This is a genomic window from Mycobacterium sp. (assembly GCF_049647605.1).
In the GTDB taxonomy this organism is placed as follows: Bacteria; Actinomycetota; Actinomycetes; order Mycobacteriales; family Mycobacteriaceae; genus Mycobacterium.
Genome location: NZ_JBARXZ010000214.1, coordinates 38,534 through 54,877, shown reverse-complemented (window position 1 = coordinate 54,877; position 16,344 = coordinate 38,534). Strand labels below are relative to the sequence as shown.

Annotated in this window: 19 protein-coding genes; 7 read left to right on the top strand and 12 right to left on the bottom strand. The window is 66.7% G+C overall.

The genetic code is table 11. The features are described from left to right. Positions 1-32: 32 nt before the first annotated feature. Positions 33-1,418 (bottom strand): glycine--tRNA ligase, encoded by a 1,386-nt coding sequence (locus tag WBB07_RS26625; RefSeq protein ID WP_526312251.1) that lies wholly within the window; start codon positions 1,416-1,418, stop codon positions 33-35. 301 nt (positions 1,419-1,719) lie between these two features. Here WBB07_RS26625 and WBB07_RS26620 point away from each other — a divergent pair, with 301 nt between their 5' ends. The 3 genes from WBB07_RS26620 to WBB07_RS26610 all read left to right on the top strand — a co-directional run bounded on the left by WBB07_RS26620 (position 1,720) and on the right by WBB07_RS26610 (position 3,475). Next, positions 1,720-2,577 (top strand): type IV toxin-antitoxin system AbiEi family antitoxin, encoded by an 858-nt coding sequence (locus tag WBB07_RS26620; protein ID WP_526312261.1) that lies wholly within the window; start codon positions 1,720-1,722, stop codon positions 2,575-2,577. Between the two features lie 140 nt (positions 2,578-2,717). After that, on the top strand, positions 2,718-3,077 hold the full coding sequence (locus WBB07_RS26615) for an ArsR/SmtB family transcription factor (RefSeq protein WP_526312249.1): 360 nt from the start codon (positions 2,718-2,720) through the stop codon (positions 3,075-3,077). Continuing rightward, on the top strand, positions 3,074-3,475 hold the full coding sequence (locus tag WBB07_RS26610; RefSeq protein ID WP_526312247.1) for a Fur family transcriptional regulator: 402 nt from the start codon (positions 3,074-3,076) through the stop codon (positions 3,473-3,475). The genes WBB07_RS26615 and WBB07_RS26610 overlap by 4 nt, the downstream gene beginning before the upstream one ends. Here WBB07_RS26610 and WBB07_RS26605 read toward each other — a convergent pair. Genes WBB07_RS26605 through recO form a run of 3 tightly spaced genes read right to left on the bottom strand, consistent with a single transcriptional unit; the run spans position 3,468 to position 5,608 of the window. Then, positions 3,468-3,911: a hypothetical protein gene (locus WBB07_RS26605; protein ID WP_526312245.1), complete on the bottom strand. Its 444-nt coding sequence runs from the start codon at positions 3,909-3,911 to the stop codon at positions 3,468-3,470. The two genes, WBB07_RS26610 and WBB07_RS26605, sit on opposite strands and share 8 nt — an antisense overlap. Before the next feature lie 19 nt (positions 3,912-3,930). Further along, positions 3,931-4,818 (bottom strand): decaprenyl diphosphate synthase, encoded by an 888-nt coding sequence (locus tag WBB07_RS26600; protein WP_526312243.1) that lies wholly within the window; start codon positions 4,816-4,818, stop codon positions 3,931-3,933. Then, positions 4,763-5,608 (bottom strand): DNA repair protein RecO, encoded by an 846-nt coding sequence (gene recO / locus WBB07_RS26595; protein WP_526312241.1) that lies wholly within the window; start codon positions 5,606-5,608, stop codon positions 4,763-4,765. Before recO ends, WBB07_RS26600 begins: the two co-directional genes overlap by 56 nt. Positions 5,609-5,644: 36 nt before the next feature. Here recO and WBB07_RS26590 point away from each other — a divergent pair, with 36 nt between their 5' ends. The 3 genes from WBB07_RS26590 (at position 5,645) to WBB07_RS26580 (ending at position 8,498) form a co-directional block, all read left to right on the top strand. Continuing rightward, positions 5,645-7,129: an amidase gene (locus WBB07_RS26590; RefSeq protein ID WP_526312239.1), complete on the top strand. Its 1,485-nt coding sequence runs from the start codon at positions 5,645-5,647 to the stop codon at positions 7,127-7,129. A gap of 20 nt (positions 7,130-7,149) precedes the next feature. Next, entirely contained in the window at positions 7,150-7,683 is a 534-nt protein-coding gene (locus tag WBB07_RS26585; RefSeq protein WP_526312259.1) for a CAP domain-containing protein, read from the top strand. Positions 7,684-7,844: 161 nt separating this feature from the next. Further along, on the top strand, positions 7,845-8,498 hold the full coding sequence (locus WBB07_RS26580; RefSeq protein ID WP_526312237.1) for an MmpS family transport accessory protein: 654 nt from the start codon (positions 7,845-7,847) through the stop codon (positions 8,496-8,498). Between the two features lie 13 nt (positions 8,499-8,511). On the opposite strand, the gene era is transcribed toward WBB07_RS26580, so the two are convergent. From era to hrcA, 8 genes are all read right to left on the bottom strand, one after another. Continuing rightward, positions 8,512-9,414 carry a GTPase Era gene (gene era, locus WBB07_RS26575; RefSeq protein WP_526312235.1) on the bottom strand — a complete coding sequence of 301 codons (903 nt, stop codon included), beginning with the start codon at positions 9,412-9,414 and terminating at the stop codon, positions 8,512-8,514. Between the two features lie 15 nt (positions 9,415-9,429). Next, positions 9,430-9,747: a cytidine deaminase-like protein gene (locus WBB07_RS26570; protein WP_526312233.1), complete on the bottom strand. Its 318-nt coding sequence runs from the start codon at positions 9,745-9,747 to the stop codon at positions 9,430-9,432. Continuing rightward, complete coding sequence (locus tag WBB07_RS26565; protein ID WP_526312231.1) at positions 9,740-11,044, bottom strand: CNNM domain-containing protein; 1,305 nt, start codon at positions 11,042-11,044, stop codon at positions 9,740-9,742. Before WBB07_RS26565 ends, WBB07_RS26570 begins: the two co-directional genes overlap by 8 nt. Further along, positions 11,041-11,577: an rRNA maturation RNase YbeY gene (gene ybeY, locus WBB07_RS26560; RefSeq protein ID WP_526312229.1), complete on the bottom strand. Its 537-nt coding sequence runs from the start codon at positions 11,575-11,577 to the stop codon at positions 11,041-11,043. Before ybeY ends, WBB07_RS26565 begins: the two co-directional genes overlap by 4 nt. A 70-nt stretch (positions 11,578-11,647) precedes the next feature. Continuing rightward, the gene (locus WBB07_RS26555; protein WP_526312227.1) at positions 11,648-12,688 is read right to left on the bottom strand and encodes a PhoH family protein; all 1,041 of its coding nucleotides are present in this window, start codon (positions 12,686-12,688) and stop codon (positions 11,648-11,650) included. Between the two features lie 131 nt (positions 12,689-12,819). Beyond that, positions 12,820-13,551, bottom strand: a complete 732-nt coding sequence (locus tag WBB07_RS26550; protein WP_526312225.1) for a 16S rRNA (uracil(1498)-N(3))-methyltransferase — start codon at positions 13,549-13,551, stop codon at positions 12,820-12,822. A gap of 9 nt (positions 13,552-13,560) precedes the next feature. Continuing rightward, positions 13,561-14,706, bottom strand: a complete 1,146-nt coding sequence (dnaJ, locus tag WBB07_RS26545) for a molecular chaperone DnaJ (protein ID WP_526312257.1) — start codon at positions 14,704-14,706, stop codon at positions 13,561-13,563. 40 nt (positions 14,707-14,746) lie between these two features. Beyond that, positions 14,747-15,784, bottom strand: coding sequence for a heat-inducible transcriptional repressor HrcA (hrcA, locus tag WBB07_RS26540; protein ID WP_526312223.1), 1,038 nt, complete (start codon positions 15,782-15,784; stop codon positions 14,747-14,749). A gap of 170 nt (positions 15,785-15,954) precedes the next feature. On the opposite strand from hrcA, the gene WBB07_RS26535 reads away from it, so the two are divergent. Next, the gene (locus WBB07_RS26535; RefSeq protein WP_526312221.1) at positions 15,955-16,269 is read left to right on the top strand and encodes a type II toxin-antitoxin system VapB family antitoxin; all 315 of its coding nucleotides are present in this window, start codon (positions 15,955-15,957) and stop codon (positions 16,267-16,269) included. Positions 16,270-16,344 lie beyond the last annotated feature (75 nt).

Here is a 16,344-nt window from a genome sequence, read left to right as displayed (position 1 = left end):
GTTCTGACCGGCCGCCACCGGCGCGAACCGGGTCAGCAGCCCTTGAGTCGCACCGCGAGGTAGTCGCTGACCGCGTCGATGGCCACCCGCTCCTGGGTCATGGCGTCCCGCTCACGGATGGTGACGGCGTGATCGTCGAGCGAATCGAAGTCCAGCGTCACACAGAACGGGGTCCCGATCTCGTCCTGGCGGCGGTACCGGCGACCGATGGCGCCGGCGTCGTCGAACTCGATGTTCCAGGACTTGCGCAGCTCGGCCGCCAGGTCACGGGCCTTCGGTGACAGGTCGGCATGCCGGGACAACGGCAGCACTGCCGCCTTGACCGGTGACAGCCGCGGATCGAGTTTGAGCACGGTGCGCTTGTCGACGCCGCCCTTGGCGTTGGGGGCCTCGTCCTCGTGGTAGGCGTCGACCAGGAACGCCATCAGCGAGCGGGTCAGACCGGCCGCGGGCTCGATGACATACGGCACGAAGCGGGTGTCGGCGGCCTGATCGTAGAACGACAGGTCGACACCGGAATGCTTTGAGTGCGTGGTCAAGTCGAAGTTGGTGCGGTTGGCGATGCCTTCGAGCTCACCCCAGGGATTGCCGGCGAAGCCGAACTTGTACTCGATGTCGACCGTGCCGTCGGAGTAGTGCGACAGCTTCTCCTTCGGATGGTCGTACAGGCGAAGGTTGTCGCGGTCGATGCCGAGGTCGACGTACCACTGCAGCCGGGTGTCGATCCAGTACTTGTGCCATTCCGGAGCCGTCGACGGCTCGACGAAGAACTCCATCTCCATCTGCTCGAACTCGCGGGTGCGGAAGATGAAGTTGCCGGGGGTGATCTCGTTGCGGAAGCTCTTGCCGATCTGGCCGATGCCAAACGGCGGCTTCTTGCGCGCGGTCGTCACCACGTTGGCGAAGTTGACGAAGATGCCCTGCGCCGTCTCCGGGCGCAGATAGTGCAAGCCTTCCTCGGACTCGATCGGGCCCAGGTAGGTCTTCAGCATCATGTTGAAGTCGCGCGGCTCGGTCCACTGCCCCTTGGTGCCGCAGTCCGGGCAGACGACCTCGGTCATCGCCACGTCGTCAGGGTTGTCGAGACCCTTCTTTTCTGCGTACGCCTCCTGCATGTGGTCCTGCCGATGCCGCTTGTGGCAGTTCAGGCACTCCACCAGCGGATCATTGAAGACCTCGACGTGACCTGAGGCCACCCAGACCTGGCGCGGCAGGATGATCGCGCTGTCGAGGCCCACGACGTCGTCGCGGCTGGTGACCACCGAGCGCCACCACTGCTTCTTGATGTTCTCCTTGAGCTCGACGCCGAGTGGGCCGTAGTCCCAGGCCGACTTCGTGCCGCCGTAGATCTCGCCGGACTGGAAGACGAGGCCGCGCCGTTTGGCCAGATTGGCGATGGTGTCGATGACGGACGCCACGATGCTCGAGTACTCCTGTTTAGGTGGACAGCAACCTGTCCAGCCTAGTGGAGGCTTCGGCGGGGTCCGGCCCAGGCTTCGATGACACCGGCGGCGCTGACATTGCGCTTCGCTGCCGAGGCTGCGCTTCGGGCGCCGAGGTTGAAACGTGGGCGCGATTTCCGGGCAGATCCCGCCCTCAGTTCAAGCTCGCGGCGGGTGCCTGACGCTGGGAGCTCGCAGCGGGTTCCAGTCGCGGGTGTCGGCTGTGGATAGTGGAAGACCGCCGGGGCCGCCGGCCGCCAGAGTTGCGGGCATGAGTATGGCCGCTCCCTTTCTCGGCGCCGAGGCGCTGGCGTCGGGCCGGATCAACCGTCATCAGCTGCGCCACAACTACCGTCGGCTCTTCCCCGGCGTCTATCTCGACCGCCACGCCGAACAGACTCTGGAGCTCCGCGCCCACGCTGCCTGGCTGTGGTCTCGAAGGCGGGCGGTGATCGCCGGCCAGGCTGCGGCCGCGATGCTCGGCGCACGCTGGGTCGACCGTCGTGCCGCGATCGAGCTGTACGCCGCCAACGCCCGGCCGCCACGGGGCATTCACACCTATCAGGCCGGCCTGCCGGAGAACGAGACCCGCGTGGTCCGCGGGATGCCGGTGACATCGCCGGCCCGCACCGCCTTCGACCTGGCTCGCCGCGGACCGTTACCCGTCGCGGTGGCCCGCGTTGACGCCCTGATGAGCGCCACCGGAGTCAAGGTCGCCGATATCGAGGCGCTGGCTGCAGACCATCGCGGCGTCCGGGGCCTGCGACAGCTGGATGCCGTACTGGCGCTCGCGGATGCCGGTGCGGAGTCCCCGAAGGAGACGTGGCTGCGACTGCTACTGAGGCGTCACGGGCTGGAACCTCAGACGCAGCTCGAGGTGTTCGCCGACGGCCGCTTCGTGGCCCGGCTCGACATGGGATGGGCAGAGTTCATGGTGGCCGTCGAGTACGACGGCGACCACCACCGAACAGACCGACGGCAGTATGTCCGAGACGTGCGCCGACTCGAGGAGCTCGAGCGACTGGGCTGGATCGTGGTCCGGGTTGTCGCCGAGGACCTGGAGGTGCAGATTGTCCGACGGGTGCAGGATGCGCTGGAGACGGCATCGAGGTTGACGGCCGGGCGTCGAACTTGACGTGTGGGCGGGATCGAGCCGCAATTACCGCCCACAGTTCAAGCTCGGCCGGAAGCAAAAGAGACCCAACCTTTGACATGCACGATTTTGCATGCGACAGTGGTAGTGAAAACGATTTCCATTAGAGGAGATGCCGCACCGTGTCCACCGCGACCCATGGCGAGCTCGAACACGAGCATTCGCAGCCCGGCACCACCTACCCTGCCCTGCCACCCAGGGAGATCCTCGACGGGGCCGGTGAAATCCTGCGCGCCCTGGCGGCGCCGGTGCGCATCGCTATCGTCCTGCAGCTGCTGGAGTCCGCACGCTGTGTGCACGAGCTCGTCGACGCCCTGAGAGTGCCGCAACCGCTGGTCAGCCAGCATCTGCGCATCCTGAAATCCACCGGGGTGGTCGCCGGGGAACGCGCCGGTCGGGAGGTGATGTACCGCCTGGTCGACCAGCATCTGGCGCACATCGTCCTCGATGCCGTGGCCCACGCCGGAGAGGACCATCCGTGACCGGTACCGAAGTGCGCACCCGCGCAACCAAACAACGCGCCGCCATCACCGAGCTTCTGGACACGCTCGACGAGTTCAAGTCAGCGCAGGAGCTACACGACGAGCTGCGCCGCCGCGGCGAGAACATCGGTCTGACCACGGTGTACCGCACCCTCCAGGCCATGTCGACGGCCGAACAGGTCGACATGCTGCGCACCGACACCGGTGAATCGGTATACCGCCGCTGTTCGACGCACCACCATCACCACCTGGTGTGCCGCGAGTGCGGCGCCACGGTGGAAGTCGAAGGCCCCGAAGTCGAGACATGGGCCGCCGAGGTGGCCGCCGAGCACGGATTCGGCGACGTCAGCCACACCGTCGAGATCTTCGGCACCTGCCGGGGGTGCTCAGCTAGCTGAGCGCCTCGCGGACGTCGGCGCCGGCAGCCAGCACCATCAGGATCAGCGTCCGCAACGCCTCCTCGGAGAGCCCTGCGGCGGGAAAGTTGTAGCGCAGCAACACATCTCCACATTTTTTCACCGTGGATCTGCGAGTGGCCGATGTTGCCGACGCGCCATTGGCCGGGGTCGGCACCGTCTTCTCGACCAACGCCACCGTGCCCAGCAGCGTCTTACTGGCCTGCTGCGTCACTCGCTCCCGCACCTTGGCGTTCAGCGGAAGGTCCCAGGCCAGTGGCTGGGTCAGCGACACCATCTCCAGGCCTTCGATGATCGTCACCACCCGCAGCGAGGCAACAGTGCCCGGCCGGCTGACCGTCAGCGCCCCGTCGGGCTCGGCGACGACATCCAGCGCCGGTGACAGCGCCGAGGCCAGCCGTTCCAGCAAGGTCGTCATCAGGCGCCGCCGACGAACATCATTCGGCTCTGCCGAAGCGCCTGTTTCGCGACACGTACTCCTCGCACGCGGCCCACAGGTCGCGGCGATCGTAATCCGGCCACAGCTTGTCCTGGAACACATACTCAGCGTAGGCCGCCTGCCACAGCAGGAAGTTCGACGCCCGCTGCTCACCGGAGGTCCGGATGAACAGGTCGACGTCGGGGATGTCGGGACGATGCAGGTGTTTGGCAATGGTGGCTTCGCTGATTCGGGCCGGGTTGATCTTGCCCTCGACGGCCAGCTCCGCAAGTTGGCGCGTGGCCTCGACGATTTCGGTACGCCCGCCGTAGTTCACGCAATAGTTCACGGTGATGACGTCGTTGTCGACGGTCATCTGCTCGGCGATGTCGAACTCCTTGATGACACTGCTCCACATCCGCGGCCGCGAACCGACCCAGCGCATCCGCACACCCATGGCGTCGAGGTTCTCCCGGCGGCGGCGCACCACCTCGCGGTTGAACCCCATCAGAAAGCGCACCTCCTCGGCGCTGCGTTTCCAGTTCTCGGTGGAGAACGCGTACACCGTGAGGTGCTTGACGCCGATCTCGATGGCCCCGCAGGTGATGTCGATGAGCACCGCCTCACCCATCTTGTGGCCCTCGGTGCGGCCCAGCCCACGCTGTTTGGCCCAGCGGCCGTTGCCGTCCATGACGACGGCGACATGGTTGGGCACCTGATCGGCCGGGATCTGCGGGGCCGACGCCTTGGAGGTGTGCTGCGGCGGCCGGGAGAAGCGCCCATTGGTTCCGGCGGGCAGCTGCGGGAAGACCACCGGCCACGTCGAGGTGTCCGGGAACATCGGATAGTCGTCAGGAGCCGGAGGCAGCTGGGGGTAGCTGGACTTCGAGTCCCGTTTCAAAACCATGGGGGATATCCTGCACGACCAACGCTGCCCGGTGATCAGCGAGTGTGCGATCCGGCCGGTAGGCCCGTTCCACCAGGGGTAGCGTGCGCAGCTGCCGCTCCAGATGCCACTGCAGATGTGCCGCCACCAGTCCGCTGGCCTGACTGCGGTACGACGACGGCGACGCCTCGGCATGCTCCCAGTCACCGTCGTGCAACGCCGCCATCAGGTCCACCACGCCCTGTGGGGGTGTGCTGGAGCCTGCGGGACGGCAGTGCAGGCACACGCTGCCACCGGCGGCGACGTGGAAGGCTCGGTGCGGGCCCGGCGCCGCGCAGCGGGCGCACTCGGTCAGGGCGGGCGCCCAGCCGGCGACCCCCATGGCCCGCAGCAGGTAAGCGTCGAGCAGCAACTCCCGGGGACGGGTGTCGTCGGCGACCGCACGCAGCGCGCCGACCGTCAGCTTCTGCAGCGGCGGCATCGGGGCGCGTTCCTCACCGGCCAGCCGCTCGGCGGTCTCGAGGATGGCGCAGGCGGTGGTGTAGCGGCCATAGTCCCCCACGATGTCGGCGGCGAACGCGTCGAGGGCAACCACCTGGGTGACGATGTCGAGATTGCGACCGGGATGCAGTTGGACGTCGACGTGGGTGAAGGGCTCCAGCCGGGCACCGAACTTACTGCGGGTACGACGAACGCCCTTGGCGACGGCACGGACCAGGCCGTGATCGCGGGTCAGCAGCGTGACAATGCGATCGGCCTCGCCGAGCTTGTGCTGGCGCAGCACCACAGCTCGATCCCGGTACAACCGCATCGCACCAGTTTCGCATTGCAGAGAGACAAAACGTGGATGCGCGCCGATAGTCTCCACGGGATGCGCACCTCGACTGGCCGGTTTCCCACCGTCGGTGACCAGCTCTACCAGCTGGCCAGCGGCACAGCGACCTCTGACGGCCTGGTCCGCCACGCGCTGCATGCGATCACCGCCAGCCAGTCCACCCTCAACGCCTTTCGCACGGTTCTGACCACCTCGGCGCTGGCCGAGGCCGCCGTAGCCGACCGGCGTCGCCGCGCCGGTGACACCGCCCCGCTGCTCGGGGTTCCGATCGCCGTCAAGGACGACGTCGACATCGCCGGTGTGCCAACTTTTTTCGGCACCACGGGACGGGTGTTGCCGGCGACGGCCGACGCCGAGGTGGTGCGCCGGTTACGTGCCGCTGGTGCGGTGATCGTCGGCAAGACCAACACCTGCGAGTTCGGGCAGTGGCCGTTCACCAGCGGGCCGGGCTTCGGGCACACCCACAACCCCTGGGATCGCCGGCACTCCCCCGGTGGGTCCTCAGGGGGCAGCGCCGCGGCGGTGGCGGCCGGTCTGGTGGCGGCGGCGATCGGGTCCGACGGGGCGGGCAGCGTGCGGATCCCGGCGGCGTGGAACAACCTGGTGGGCATCAAACCGCAGCGTGGCCGTGTCTCCACCTGGCCGCTGCCCGAGGCTTTCAACGGCATCACCGTCAACGGCGTGTTGGCGCACACCGTTGCCGACGCGGCGCTGGTGCTCGACGCGGTGTCGGGCAATGTCGCCGGGGACCTGCATACCCCGGAGCCGGTGTCGCTGACCGAGGCCGTGAGCCGCGGGCCGGGCCAGCTGCGCATCGCGATGTCGACACGCTTCCCTTTCACCGGTTTCCGGGCCCGGCTGCATCCCGAGATCCGCGGCGCGCTCCGCGCGGTGGCGGGCCAGCTCGCCGACCTCGGCCACACCGTGGTGGACGGCAACCCCGACTACGGGCTGCGGCTGTCGTGGAACTTCCTGGCCCGCTCCACCTCCGGCCTGCTGGACTGGGCCGACCGAATGGGCGACGGTGTCGAGCTGGACCGTCGGACGTGGTCGAACCTGCGGATGGGACGGCTGCTCTCCGAGCAGGTGCTGCGCAAGGCGCGCGCCAATGAAGTGAGCTCCCACCGGCGCATCGGTGCTGTCTTCGATGCCGTCGACGTGGTCGTCGCCCCGACCACAGCGCAACCGCCGCCGCCGGTCCATCTGTACGACAACTTGTCCCCGTTGGCCACCGACAAGGCCATGATCGCCGCGTGCCCGGGCTGCTGGCCGTGGAATGTGCTGGGCTGGCCGTCGATCAGCGTCCCCGCGGGATTCACCTCCACCGGGCTGCCGATCGGAGTGCAGCTGATGGGGCCGGCGGACAGCGAACCGTTGCTGGTGTCGCTGGCGGCCGAGCTGGAAGCGGTCACCGGCTGGTCGGCACGTCAGCCCGAGATCTGGTGGAACACCCCTATCCCGAAGGATTTGCCGCAGCCGACGACCGACCTCACGTAATGTCGCTTGCCATGACCGTGATGCGCCTCGCCGCCGTTCCCGTTCTCGCCGCGATGGGTCTGTCGCTGGTCACGACACCCGCCGCGCATGCCGACAACCGGCGGCTCAACGACGGCGTCGTCGCCAACGTCTACACCGCCCAGCATCAGGCGGGCTGCACCACCAGCATCAAGATCAACCCGAAACTCCGGCTGGCGGCGCAGTGGCACACCAACGATGTCCTGAACAACCGGGCGCTCAACGGGGACATCGGTTCCGACGGTTCCACGGTGGCCGACCGGGCCCGCAACGCCGGCTACGACGGTGAGGTCGCCGAGACGGTCGCGATCAATCCGGCGCTGGCGATCAACGGCGTCGAGATCCTCAATCAGTGGTGGTACCGCCCGGATTACTACGCGACCATGCACGATTGCTCGAATGTCGATATCGGTGTCTGGTCGGAGAACTCGCTGGATCGCTCCGTGGTGGTTGCGGTGTACGGCAAGGGCGACGGCGGCGCACCGGTGCCGGCCCCCGGCCGCGAGTTCGGCAACGTCCCGGGCTGGACGCCGTAACCCGCAGCTGACGCGCGGTCACGTCAGCGGGGACATCAAGCCAGTCGCGCAGCGGCGTTGAACTCGCGTAGCCGACTACGCTAGGACCTCTTTCGCATCCTTCCTAGGTTCCCTGTGTGGACCGCGACGGTCGCGGCCACGCCGGCAACTGGAGGATCCTCATGAATCTCACTCGTTTGACGTCGGCCGCCGCGGCCGGCATCGCGTTCGCCGGCGTCGTTGGACCTGTTGCAGCACAGGCAGATCCACTCCCCTACGGCCCCGACACCTGCGTCCAGGGGTTCGTCTGGCGGGAGGCTCGACCCGGCGACACCGTGTGCGTCACCCCCGCAATCCGCGACCAGGTGGCTCAGCAGAACGCCAACCCGGCCTCCAACAGGGACCCCAACGCCGGGTCCGGGCCCCTGTCCTGCTCCCAGGGTTACGTGTGGCGGGAAGCCTTCGACGGCGACACCATCTGCGTGCCTCCGGCGGTGCGATCGGCGACGCTGGCCGACAACGCCGCGGCCGGATCGCGTTATCAGCGCAATGCCCCGATCCCGGCACCGGCCGCCGCGCAGCAGTCGACCGTTCGGTTCGAGGTGACCGGTGAGGGCACCGTCTACTCGATCGCCACCGATCCGCCAGGCCCCGACGTGCCGGAAGGCACCGTAACGCCCTTCACTCGCCAGATGCGAGTTGCGTCCGACGAGGACATGTTCCAAGTGGTCGCGGTGACCAAATCCGGAAGTAACGGCTGCCGGATCGTGCTGGACGGCAAGGTGGTTGCCGAAGAACCGATGGGCGGCACCGCACACTGCATCTTTACGCGCTGAAAATCGTTACGCGCTAAAAGCCCAGTCGACCAAGCTGTTTCGGATCACGCTGCCAGTTCTTGGCAATCTTGACTCGCAGCTGCAGGTACACCTTTGTGCCGAGCAGCTTCTCGATCTGGATCCGGGCCGCGGTACCGACCTCCCGCAACCGGGCACCGCCCTTGCCGATGATGATGCCCTTCTGGCTGTCCCGCTCGACGTACAGGATGGCGTGCACGTCGATCAGATCGTCACGCCCCTCACGTTGTTCCACCTCGTCGATGACAACGGCCAACGAGTGCGGCAGCTCGTCGCGAACCCCTTCGAGGGCAGCTTCCCGAATGAGCTCGGCCATCAGCACTTCTTCGGGCTCGTCGGTGAGTTCACCGTCCGGGTAGAAAGCCGGGCCCGGCTGCAGATGGGAGACGAGCACGTCGGTCAGCACGTCTACCTGCTCGCCGCTGGTCGCCGACACCGGAACGATGTCTGCTGCCTTGTCGCCGAATGCTTCTTGGGCGGCGACAAGCTGGGCAGCGACCTTCTCCTTGGAGACCTTGTCGATCTTGGTGACGACCACCACCAGCGTGGTCCTGGGCGCCACCGCACAGATCTGCTCGAAGATCCACCGGTCACCGGGACCGATACCCTCGTCGGCCGGGATGCAGAACCCGATGACGTCGACTTCGGAGTAGGTGTCTTTCACCAGCTCGTTGAGCCGCTGCCCCAGCAATGTCCGCGGCCGGTGCAGTCCGGGGGTGTCGACGAGGACGATCTGGTAGTCCTCCCGGTGCACGATGCCACGGATGGTGTGCCGGGTGGTCTGCGGCCGGTTCGAGGTGATGGCCACCTTGGTGCCGACGAGCGCGTTGGTCAGCGTCGACTTCCCGGTGTTGGGTCTGCCGACAAAACACACAAAGCCGGAACGGAACTCACTCATGGTCGCCTCCGGCGTTCATCTCGGTGTACCGGTCCGGTCGGTGCCGATGATCGAAGCTGTCGGCGACAACTCGGTGACCGCGGCCACGCCGGGGTCCGCCGCGTCACCGGCGACCAGCACTGCGGCCTCGAAACCTGTTGCGCCACTGGAAATGGCGGTGGCCACCGCAGCTTGCAAAGCCGTCAATCGCAGGGCGGCCAGCGTCACCGGGGCTCCGGCATAGGTGCGGCCGTCGAGATCACGTACCGCCGCACCGGAACCCGCCTCCGCGCGGCCCATCGCACCACGCGCCAGCGTCACCAGCTTGGCGTCCTCGGGGTCTAGCTCAGTCATGTTCTCCGGACTCCTTTGTGTCATGCCCTGGATCGGTGGGGCTGACCAGCACCGTCCCGATGCGTACCCGGCCACGATGGTCGTGGCCTCCTTCAGCCTTCAGCCGCAGCCCGTGTGAGACCACCTCGGCCCCTGGTAGCGGTACCCGGCCGAGCTCGAGTGCCAGCAACCCGCCCACGGTGTCGACGTCGAGGTCGTCGTCGAACTCCACGTCGTAGAGCTCGCCGAGATCCTCGATCGGCAATCGCGTGGACAGCCGATAGGAGAGGTCCCCGATCTTCTCTATCGGCGCCACTTCGTCGTCGTCGTACTCGTCGGCGATCTCACCGACGATCTCCTCCAGCACGTCCTCGATGGTGACCAGGCCGGCGATCGCACCGTACTCGTCGACCAGCAGTGTCATGTGTTTGCGGTCGCGCTGCATTTCCCGCAGCAACTCGTCGAGCGGTTTGGAGTCCGGGACGAACACCGCCGGCCGCATCACCTCGGACACCTTGACGTCGTGTCCATCGCTACCCGAGTAGTAGGTGCGCTCGATCAGGTCCTTGAGGTAGACGACGCCCACCACATCGTCGACGTTCTCACCGATGACCGGGACGCGGGAGTGGCCGCTGCGCACCGCCAGGGAGATCGCCTGGCCGGCCGACTTGTCGTTCTCGATCCACACCATCTCGGTGCGGGGCACCATCACCTCGCGGGCCGGGGTGTCGCCGAGTTCGAACACCGACTGGATCATCCGGCGTTCGTCGTCGGCCACCACACCGCTCTGCTGGGCCAGGTCCACGACCTCACGCAGCTCGATCTCCGAGGCGAATGGTCCGTTGCGGAACCCGCGACCCGGGGTCAGCGCATTGCCGAGCAGGATCAGCAGCCGGCTGATCGGGGTCAGCAGAAGCGAAATCGCTTGCAGCGGAACGGCGGCGCCGAGCGCGATCGAGTAGGCGTGCTGGCGACCCAAGGTTCGGGGACCCACACCGATCGCCACGAAACTGACCACCAACATGATGGCTGCCGCCGCGAACAGCCCCCAATCCAAGCCCAGGAAGTCATCCAGGAAGGCCACCAGCAACGCCGTTGCGGTGACCTCGCAGGCGATCCGCAGCAGGACCACCAGATTGATGTACTTCGGGCGTTCGTTGACGATCCTGGTCAGCCGGATCGCCCCGGGGCGCTCCTCACGGACGAGTTCTTCGACCCGCGCGATCGACACCGTGTTGATGGCCGCGTCGATCGCCGCAAACAGAGCACCGAGCAGAATGAGAGCGATGGCAATCAGCAGAGGAGCTAAACCACTCACGATTCGTCGTAAGCCCGCGATTTGTCCAGCAGCCGACGATCCTTCTCCGCCTGCACATTCCGCCGGTAGAGCTCGGCCTGATCGGAGTACCAGTCGTCGAGGAGTTGACGTTGCAGCGCAAACATCTCCTTCTCCTCGTCCGGCTCGGCGTGGTCGTAGCCCAGCAGGTGCAGCACACCGTGCACGGTGAGCAACGCGAGTTCGTGCTCCAGATCGTGGCCCCTGGTCTTCGCCTGGTCGGCGGCGAACTGCGGGCACAACACGATGTCGCCGAGCATCGATGGTCCGGGCTCGGTGGCGTCGGGTCTGCCGCCTGGTTCGAGCTCGTCCATCGGGAAGCTCATCACGTCGGTGGGACCGGGTAGGTCCATCCAACGCATGTGCAGGTCGGCCATGGCGGCGGTGTCGAGCAACACCATCGACAATTCAGCCCCGGGGTTGACGTTCATCTTGTCGATGACGAACCGCGCGACGCTGATCAGCTCCTCTTCGGAGACATCCATACCGGATTCGTTGGCAACCTCGATACTCATGCGCGATCGGCTCCTGCGCTCGCTACGACCCCGCAAGTACGAGGTGTCCCCAGCTGGTTACTCATGGACCTCATCTCCGTGACCGCGAGGTGCCGGACCGGCGCTGCGACCGGTTCACCGCTGCCGGATCCTCGGAGCGGGCATAGGCGTCGACGATCTCGGACACCAGCCGGTGCCGAACCACGTCGGCGCTGGTCAGTACCGAAACATGGATGTCGTCGACACCGTCGAGGATGTCGACGGCCGCCCGCAGTCCCGACCGGGCCCCACCGGGAAGGTCGACCTGGGTGGTGTCTCCGGTGACGACGATCTTCGAACCGAATCCCAGGCGGGTCAGGAACATCTTCATCTGCTCGGCGGTGGTGTTCTGCGCCTCGTCGAGAATGATGAACGCATCGTTGAGCGTTCGGCCACGCATGAAGGCCAGGGGTGCCACCTCGATGACCCCGGCGGCCATCAACTTCGGAATGGCCTCCTGATCCATCATGTCGTGCAGCGCGTCATACAGCGGGCGCAGATACGGGTCGATCTTCTCGTAGAGCGTGCCGGGCAGGAAGCCAAGGCGCTCACCGGCTTCCACCGCTGGGCGGGTCAGGATGATCCGGTTGACCTGTTTGGTCTTGAGGGCGTGGACGGCCTTGGCCATCGCCAGGTACGTCTTGCCGGTGCCGGCGGGGCCGATACCGAAAACGATGGTGTGGTCATCGATGGCGTCGACATAGCGCTTCTGGTTGAGCGTCTTGGGCCGGATGGTCTTGCCGCGACGAGACAAGATGTCCAACGTCAGGACCTCGGCGGGTGAGGCGTCGGAGGAACCGGTCACCATTTCCACACTGTGGCGGATGGAGTCCTGGGTCAGCGCTTGACCGCTGGATACCACGGCAACCAATTCGGTGATGACCCGCTCGGCCAGTGCCACATCGGCGGAGTCACCGGAGAGGGTGACCGTGTTTCCGCGAACATGCAGGTCCGCGGCAAGGGAACGTTCGAGGGCGCGCAGATTCTCGTCGGCGGAACCGAGCAGGCCCACCACGAGGTCAGGCGGAACATTGATGCTGCTCTTCACGGACTTGGCGTCCGTGCTCTCAGCGGGTGTCTCGCGGGGCGTCACGTGGGGTTCGTTGCCTGCTTTCTGTTCGGCCGGCGCGGGAACGGTCCCGCACCGTCACATCGGACACCTCAGTCTACCGTCGGCAACTGACGTGGCCCAATGGATGAGCAACGTAGCCGGACCGACAGCAGTCAGGCCCAGCGTGGAGTCAGCACCCCGAGAGCACCCAGGGCCACCGCGGCAGCAGTCGAGGTGCGCAACACTGTCGGCCCCAAACGCACCGCGTGGGCACCGGCCTCGGTGAGCACGGCCAGCTCGTCATCGGCGATGCCGCCTTCCGGACCGACCACCAAGGTGATCGACTCCGCTTGCGCCAGAGAGAGTTCGACGATCGGTACCGATGCCGACTCATGCAGAGCCAGGATCAGTCCACCCGATATCCCGTCGAGCACCTGAGCCGTCGAGGCCACTCCGGACACATCGGGGACAAAAGCGCGCCGAGACTGCCGGGCGGCCGACCGGGCCACCGCGCGCCACCGCCGTAGCCCTTTCTCCGCCCGCGGACCGTCCCACCGGGCCACACACCGGGCCGCCTGCCAGGCCACAAAACTGTCGGCACCTGCTTCGGTGGCCAGCTCGACAGCCAGTTCCGAACGCTCGGCCTTCGGAATCGCCTGCACCACGGTGACCGGCGGGCGCGGCGCTACGCTGTGCCGCCGGTGCTGTACCCGCGCCTGGAGCCCACGTTTCTCGACCGCTTCCACGATGCAGTCGGCCAGGGTTCCGGCGCCATCGCCGAGCACGATGCGCTCACCGATCCGGATGCGGCGAACGCTGGCGGCATGGAAACCTTCGTCGCCGTCGACCGTGGCCAGGGCTCCCTCGCCGGGCACGGCGTCGATGTAGAACAGCGGGTCAGACACCCTCGATCCTCAGCGGCCGGAGAAGGTCTCGCGTAGCCGGCTGAACAGGCCGCCTCCGTTGTGGGCCGCGTGGGTGGACTTGACCTCGGCGATATCACGAGACCGGTTGGCCTTCATGTCGCGCAGTAGCTCGGTGTCACGGCCGTCGAGCTTGGTGGGCACCACGACGTTGACGTGGGCGTGCAGGTCACCGCGCACCCCGGAGCGCAGGTGCGGCATCCCGTGCCCGCGCAACGTGGTGACCGACCCGGGCTGGGTCCCCGCCGGGATGTCGATCTCGATCAGGCCGTCGAGGATCGCCTCGACCGTCACCGAGGTGCCCAGCGCGGCGTCGACCATCGGGACGTCGATGGTGAAGTGCAGGTCGTCGCCATCGCGGACAAAAATGTCGTGCTGTTCTTCGTGTACCTCCACGTAGAGGTCACCCGCAGGTCCGCCGCCGGGGCCGACCTCGCCTTGAGCGGCCAGCCGCACCCGCATCCCGTCGCCGACACCGGCCGGGATCTTGACGCTGATCTCGCGGCGGGCGCGCACCCGTCCGTCGCCGCCGCAGCGGTGACACGGATCCGGGATGATCTCTCCGACACCACGGCAGGTGGGGCAGGGACGTGAGGTCATGACCTGGCCGAGCAACGAGCGCTGCACGCTCTGCACCTCGCCGCGGCCACCGCAGGTGTCACAGGACACCGGGGTGGAGTTGCCGTTGGTGCCCTTGCCCTGACACTTGTCGCACAGGACGGCGGTGTCGACGGTGACCTGCTTGGTCACGCCGGTGGCGCACTCGGTGAGGTCAAGCCGCATCCGCAGCAGGGAATCCGAGCCGGGACGCACCCGGCCGACCGGGCCACGGGACGACGCCCCGGCACCGAAGAAGGCCTCGAAGACGTCGCCGAGCCCACCGAACCCCGAGAAACCATTGGCGCCGCCGGCGGCCGCGTTCTCCATCGGATCACCGCCGAGATCGACGATGCGGCGTTTCTCCGGATCCGAGAGCACCTCGTAGGCGACAGAGATCTCCTGGAATCGCACCTGGGCAGCCTGGTCAGGGTTGATATCGGGGTGCAGCTCACGGGCGAGCTTGCGGTACGCACGTTTGATCTCCGAATCGCTCGCGCCATTGCTCACGCCGAGCAGTCCGTAGTAGTCCCGTGCCACGCTCAATCACACTTCCTGTAAGGGGCCGTTCACAGGCCCGCTAGCGGGTGCCCAAGACCTCACCGATGTACAGGGCAACAGCCGCAACGCTGGAGATGGTTCCTGGATAGTCCATTCTGGTGGGCCCCAAGACGCCCATACCGCCGTAGACCGTGTCCATTGTGCCGTATGTCGTGGACACCACCGACGTGCCCGCCATCTGCTCAGCCTCGGTCTCGTGCCCGATCCGTACGGTGATCTTTCCCGCCTGCTGCTGGGCGGCGAGCAGCTTGAGTACCACCACCTGCTCCTCGAGCGCCTCCAGCACCGAGCGCAGCGATCCCCCGAAGTCAGCCGTGTTGCGGGTGAGATTGGCAGTGCCACCCATCAGGAGACGTTCCTCGGTGTGCTCCACCAGCGTCTCCAGCAGCACCGTCGCGGAGCGGCCCACCGCATCGGCCAGGCTGCTGCCGGTGCGATTGTCCAGCTGAGCGGCCAGGTCGGCCACCGCGACCGACGCGACCGCCAGCCTCTTGCCGTCCAGGGCGCCACTGAGCATCTCCCGCAGCTGCGAGAGCTCGTGGTCGTCGATGGTGTGACCGAGTTCGACGATGCGCTGGTCGACGCGGCCGGTGTCGGTGATGACCACCAGCAGCAGCCGTGCGGGCGAGAGCGCCACCACTTCCAGGTGCCGGACGGTCGAGGTGGACAGCGTGGGGTACTGCACAACGGCCACTTGGCGGGTCAGCTGTGCGAGCAGTCGCACCGCACGACGCAGCACGTCATCGAGGTCCACTCCGGATTCCAGGAAGGTCAGGATGGCGCGGCGTTCCATGCTCGACATCGGTTTGACGTTGTCGAGGCGGTCGACGAACTCGCGGTAGCCCTTCTCGGTGGGGACGCGTCCCGAGCTGGTGTGCGGTTGGGCGATGTACCCCTCGGCTTCCAGCACCGCCATGTCGTTGCGAACGGTCGCGCTGGACACACCGAGGTTGTGCCGCTCGACCAGCGTCTTGGAGCCGATCGGCTCCTGGGTGGCGACGAAGTCGGCGACGATGGCGCGCAACACCTCGAATCGGCGGTCATCGGCACTGCCCATACTGTTGCACCTCCTAGTGTGTCCATTTTACGTTCACCCACACGCTGGATAGCGCCACGACAGGTTCCCGGCAAATCAAGATCTGGTATCGGTGGCATTCCGCGCCGCAGCGACTAGCCTTTCCGCATGGGGACTGCCAACCGGGGTGAGACGGGAAGTATGACCCGCCGATGATCTTCAAGGGCGTCCGCGAGGGCAAACCATATCCCGAGCACGGGTTGTCCTATCGCGATTGGTCGCAGATCCCGCCACGCCAGATTCGGCTCGACGAGCTGGTGACCACCACCACCGTGCTGGCGCTCGACCGGCTGCTGTCAGAGGATTCGACGTTCTACGGCGATCTCTTCCCACACGCAGTCAAGTGGAGAGGCATCGTCTACCTCGAGGACGGCCTGCACCGAGCGGTCCGCGCAGCGTTACGAAACCGCACGGTGCTCCACGCCCGGATTTTCGACATGGACCTGCTGGCACCGTCGATGGGTTAGGCCGACGGGACATCCAGCCCCCTCCCGCGAGCGCACGCATTTGTACGCGACACGCCGCGCGCCGGCGTACCGACA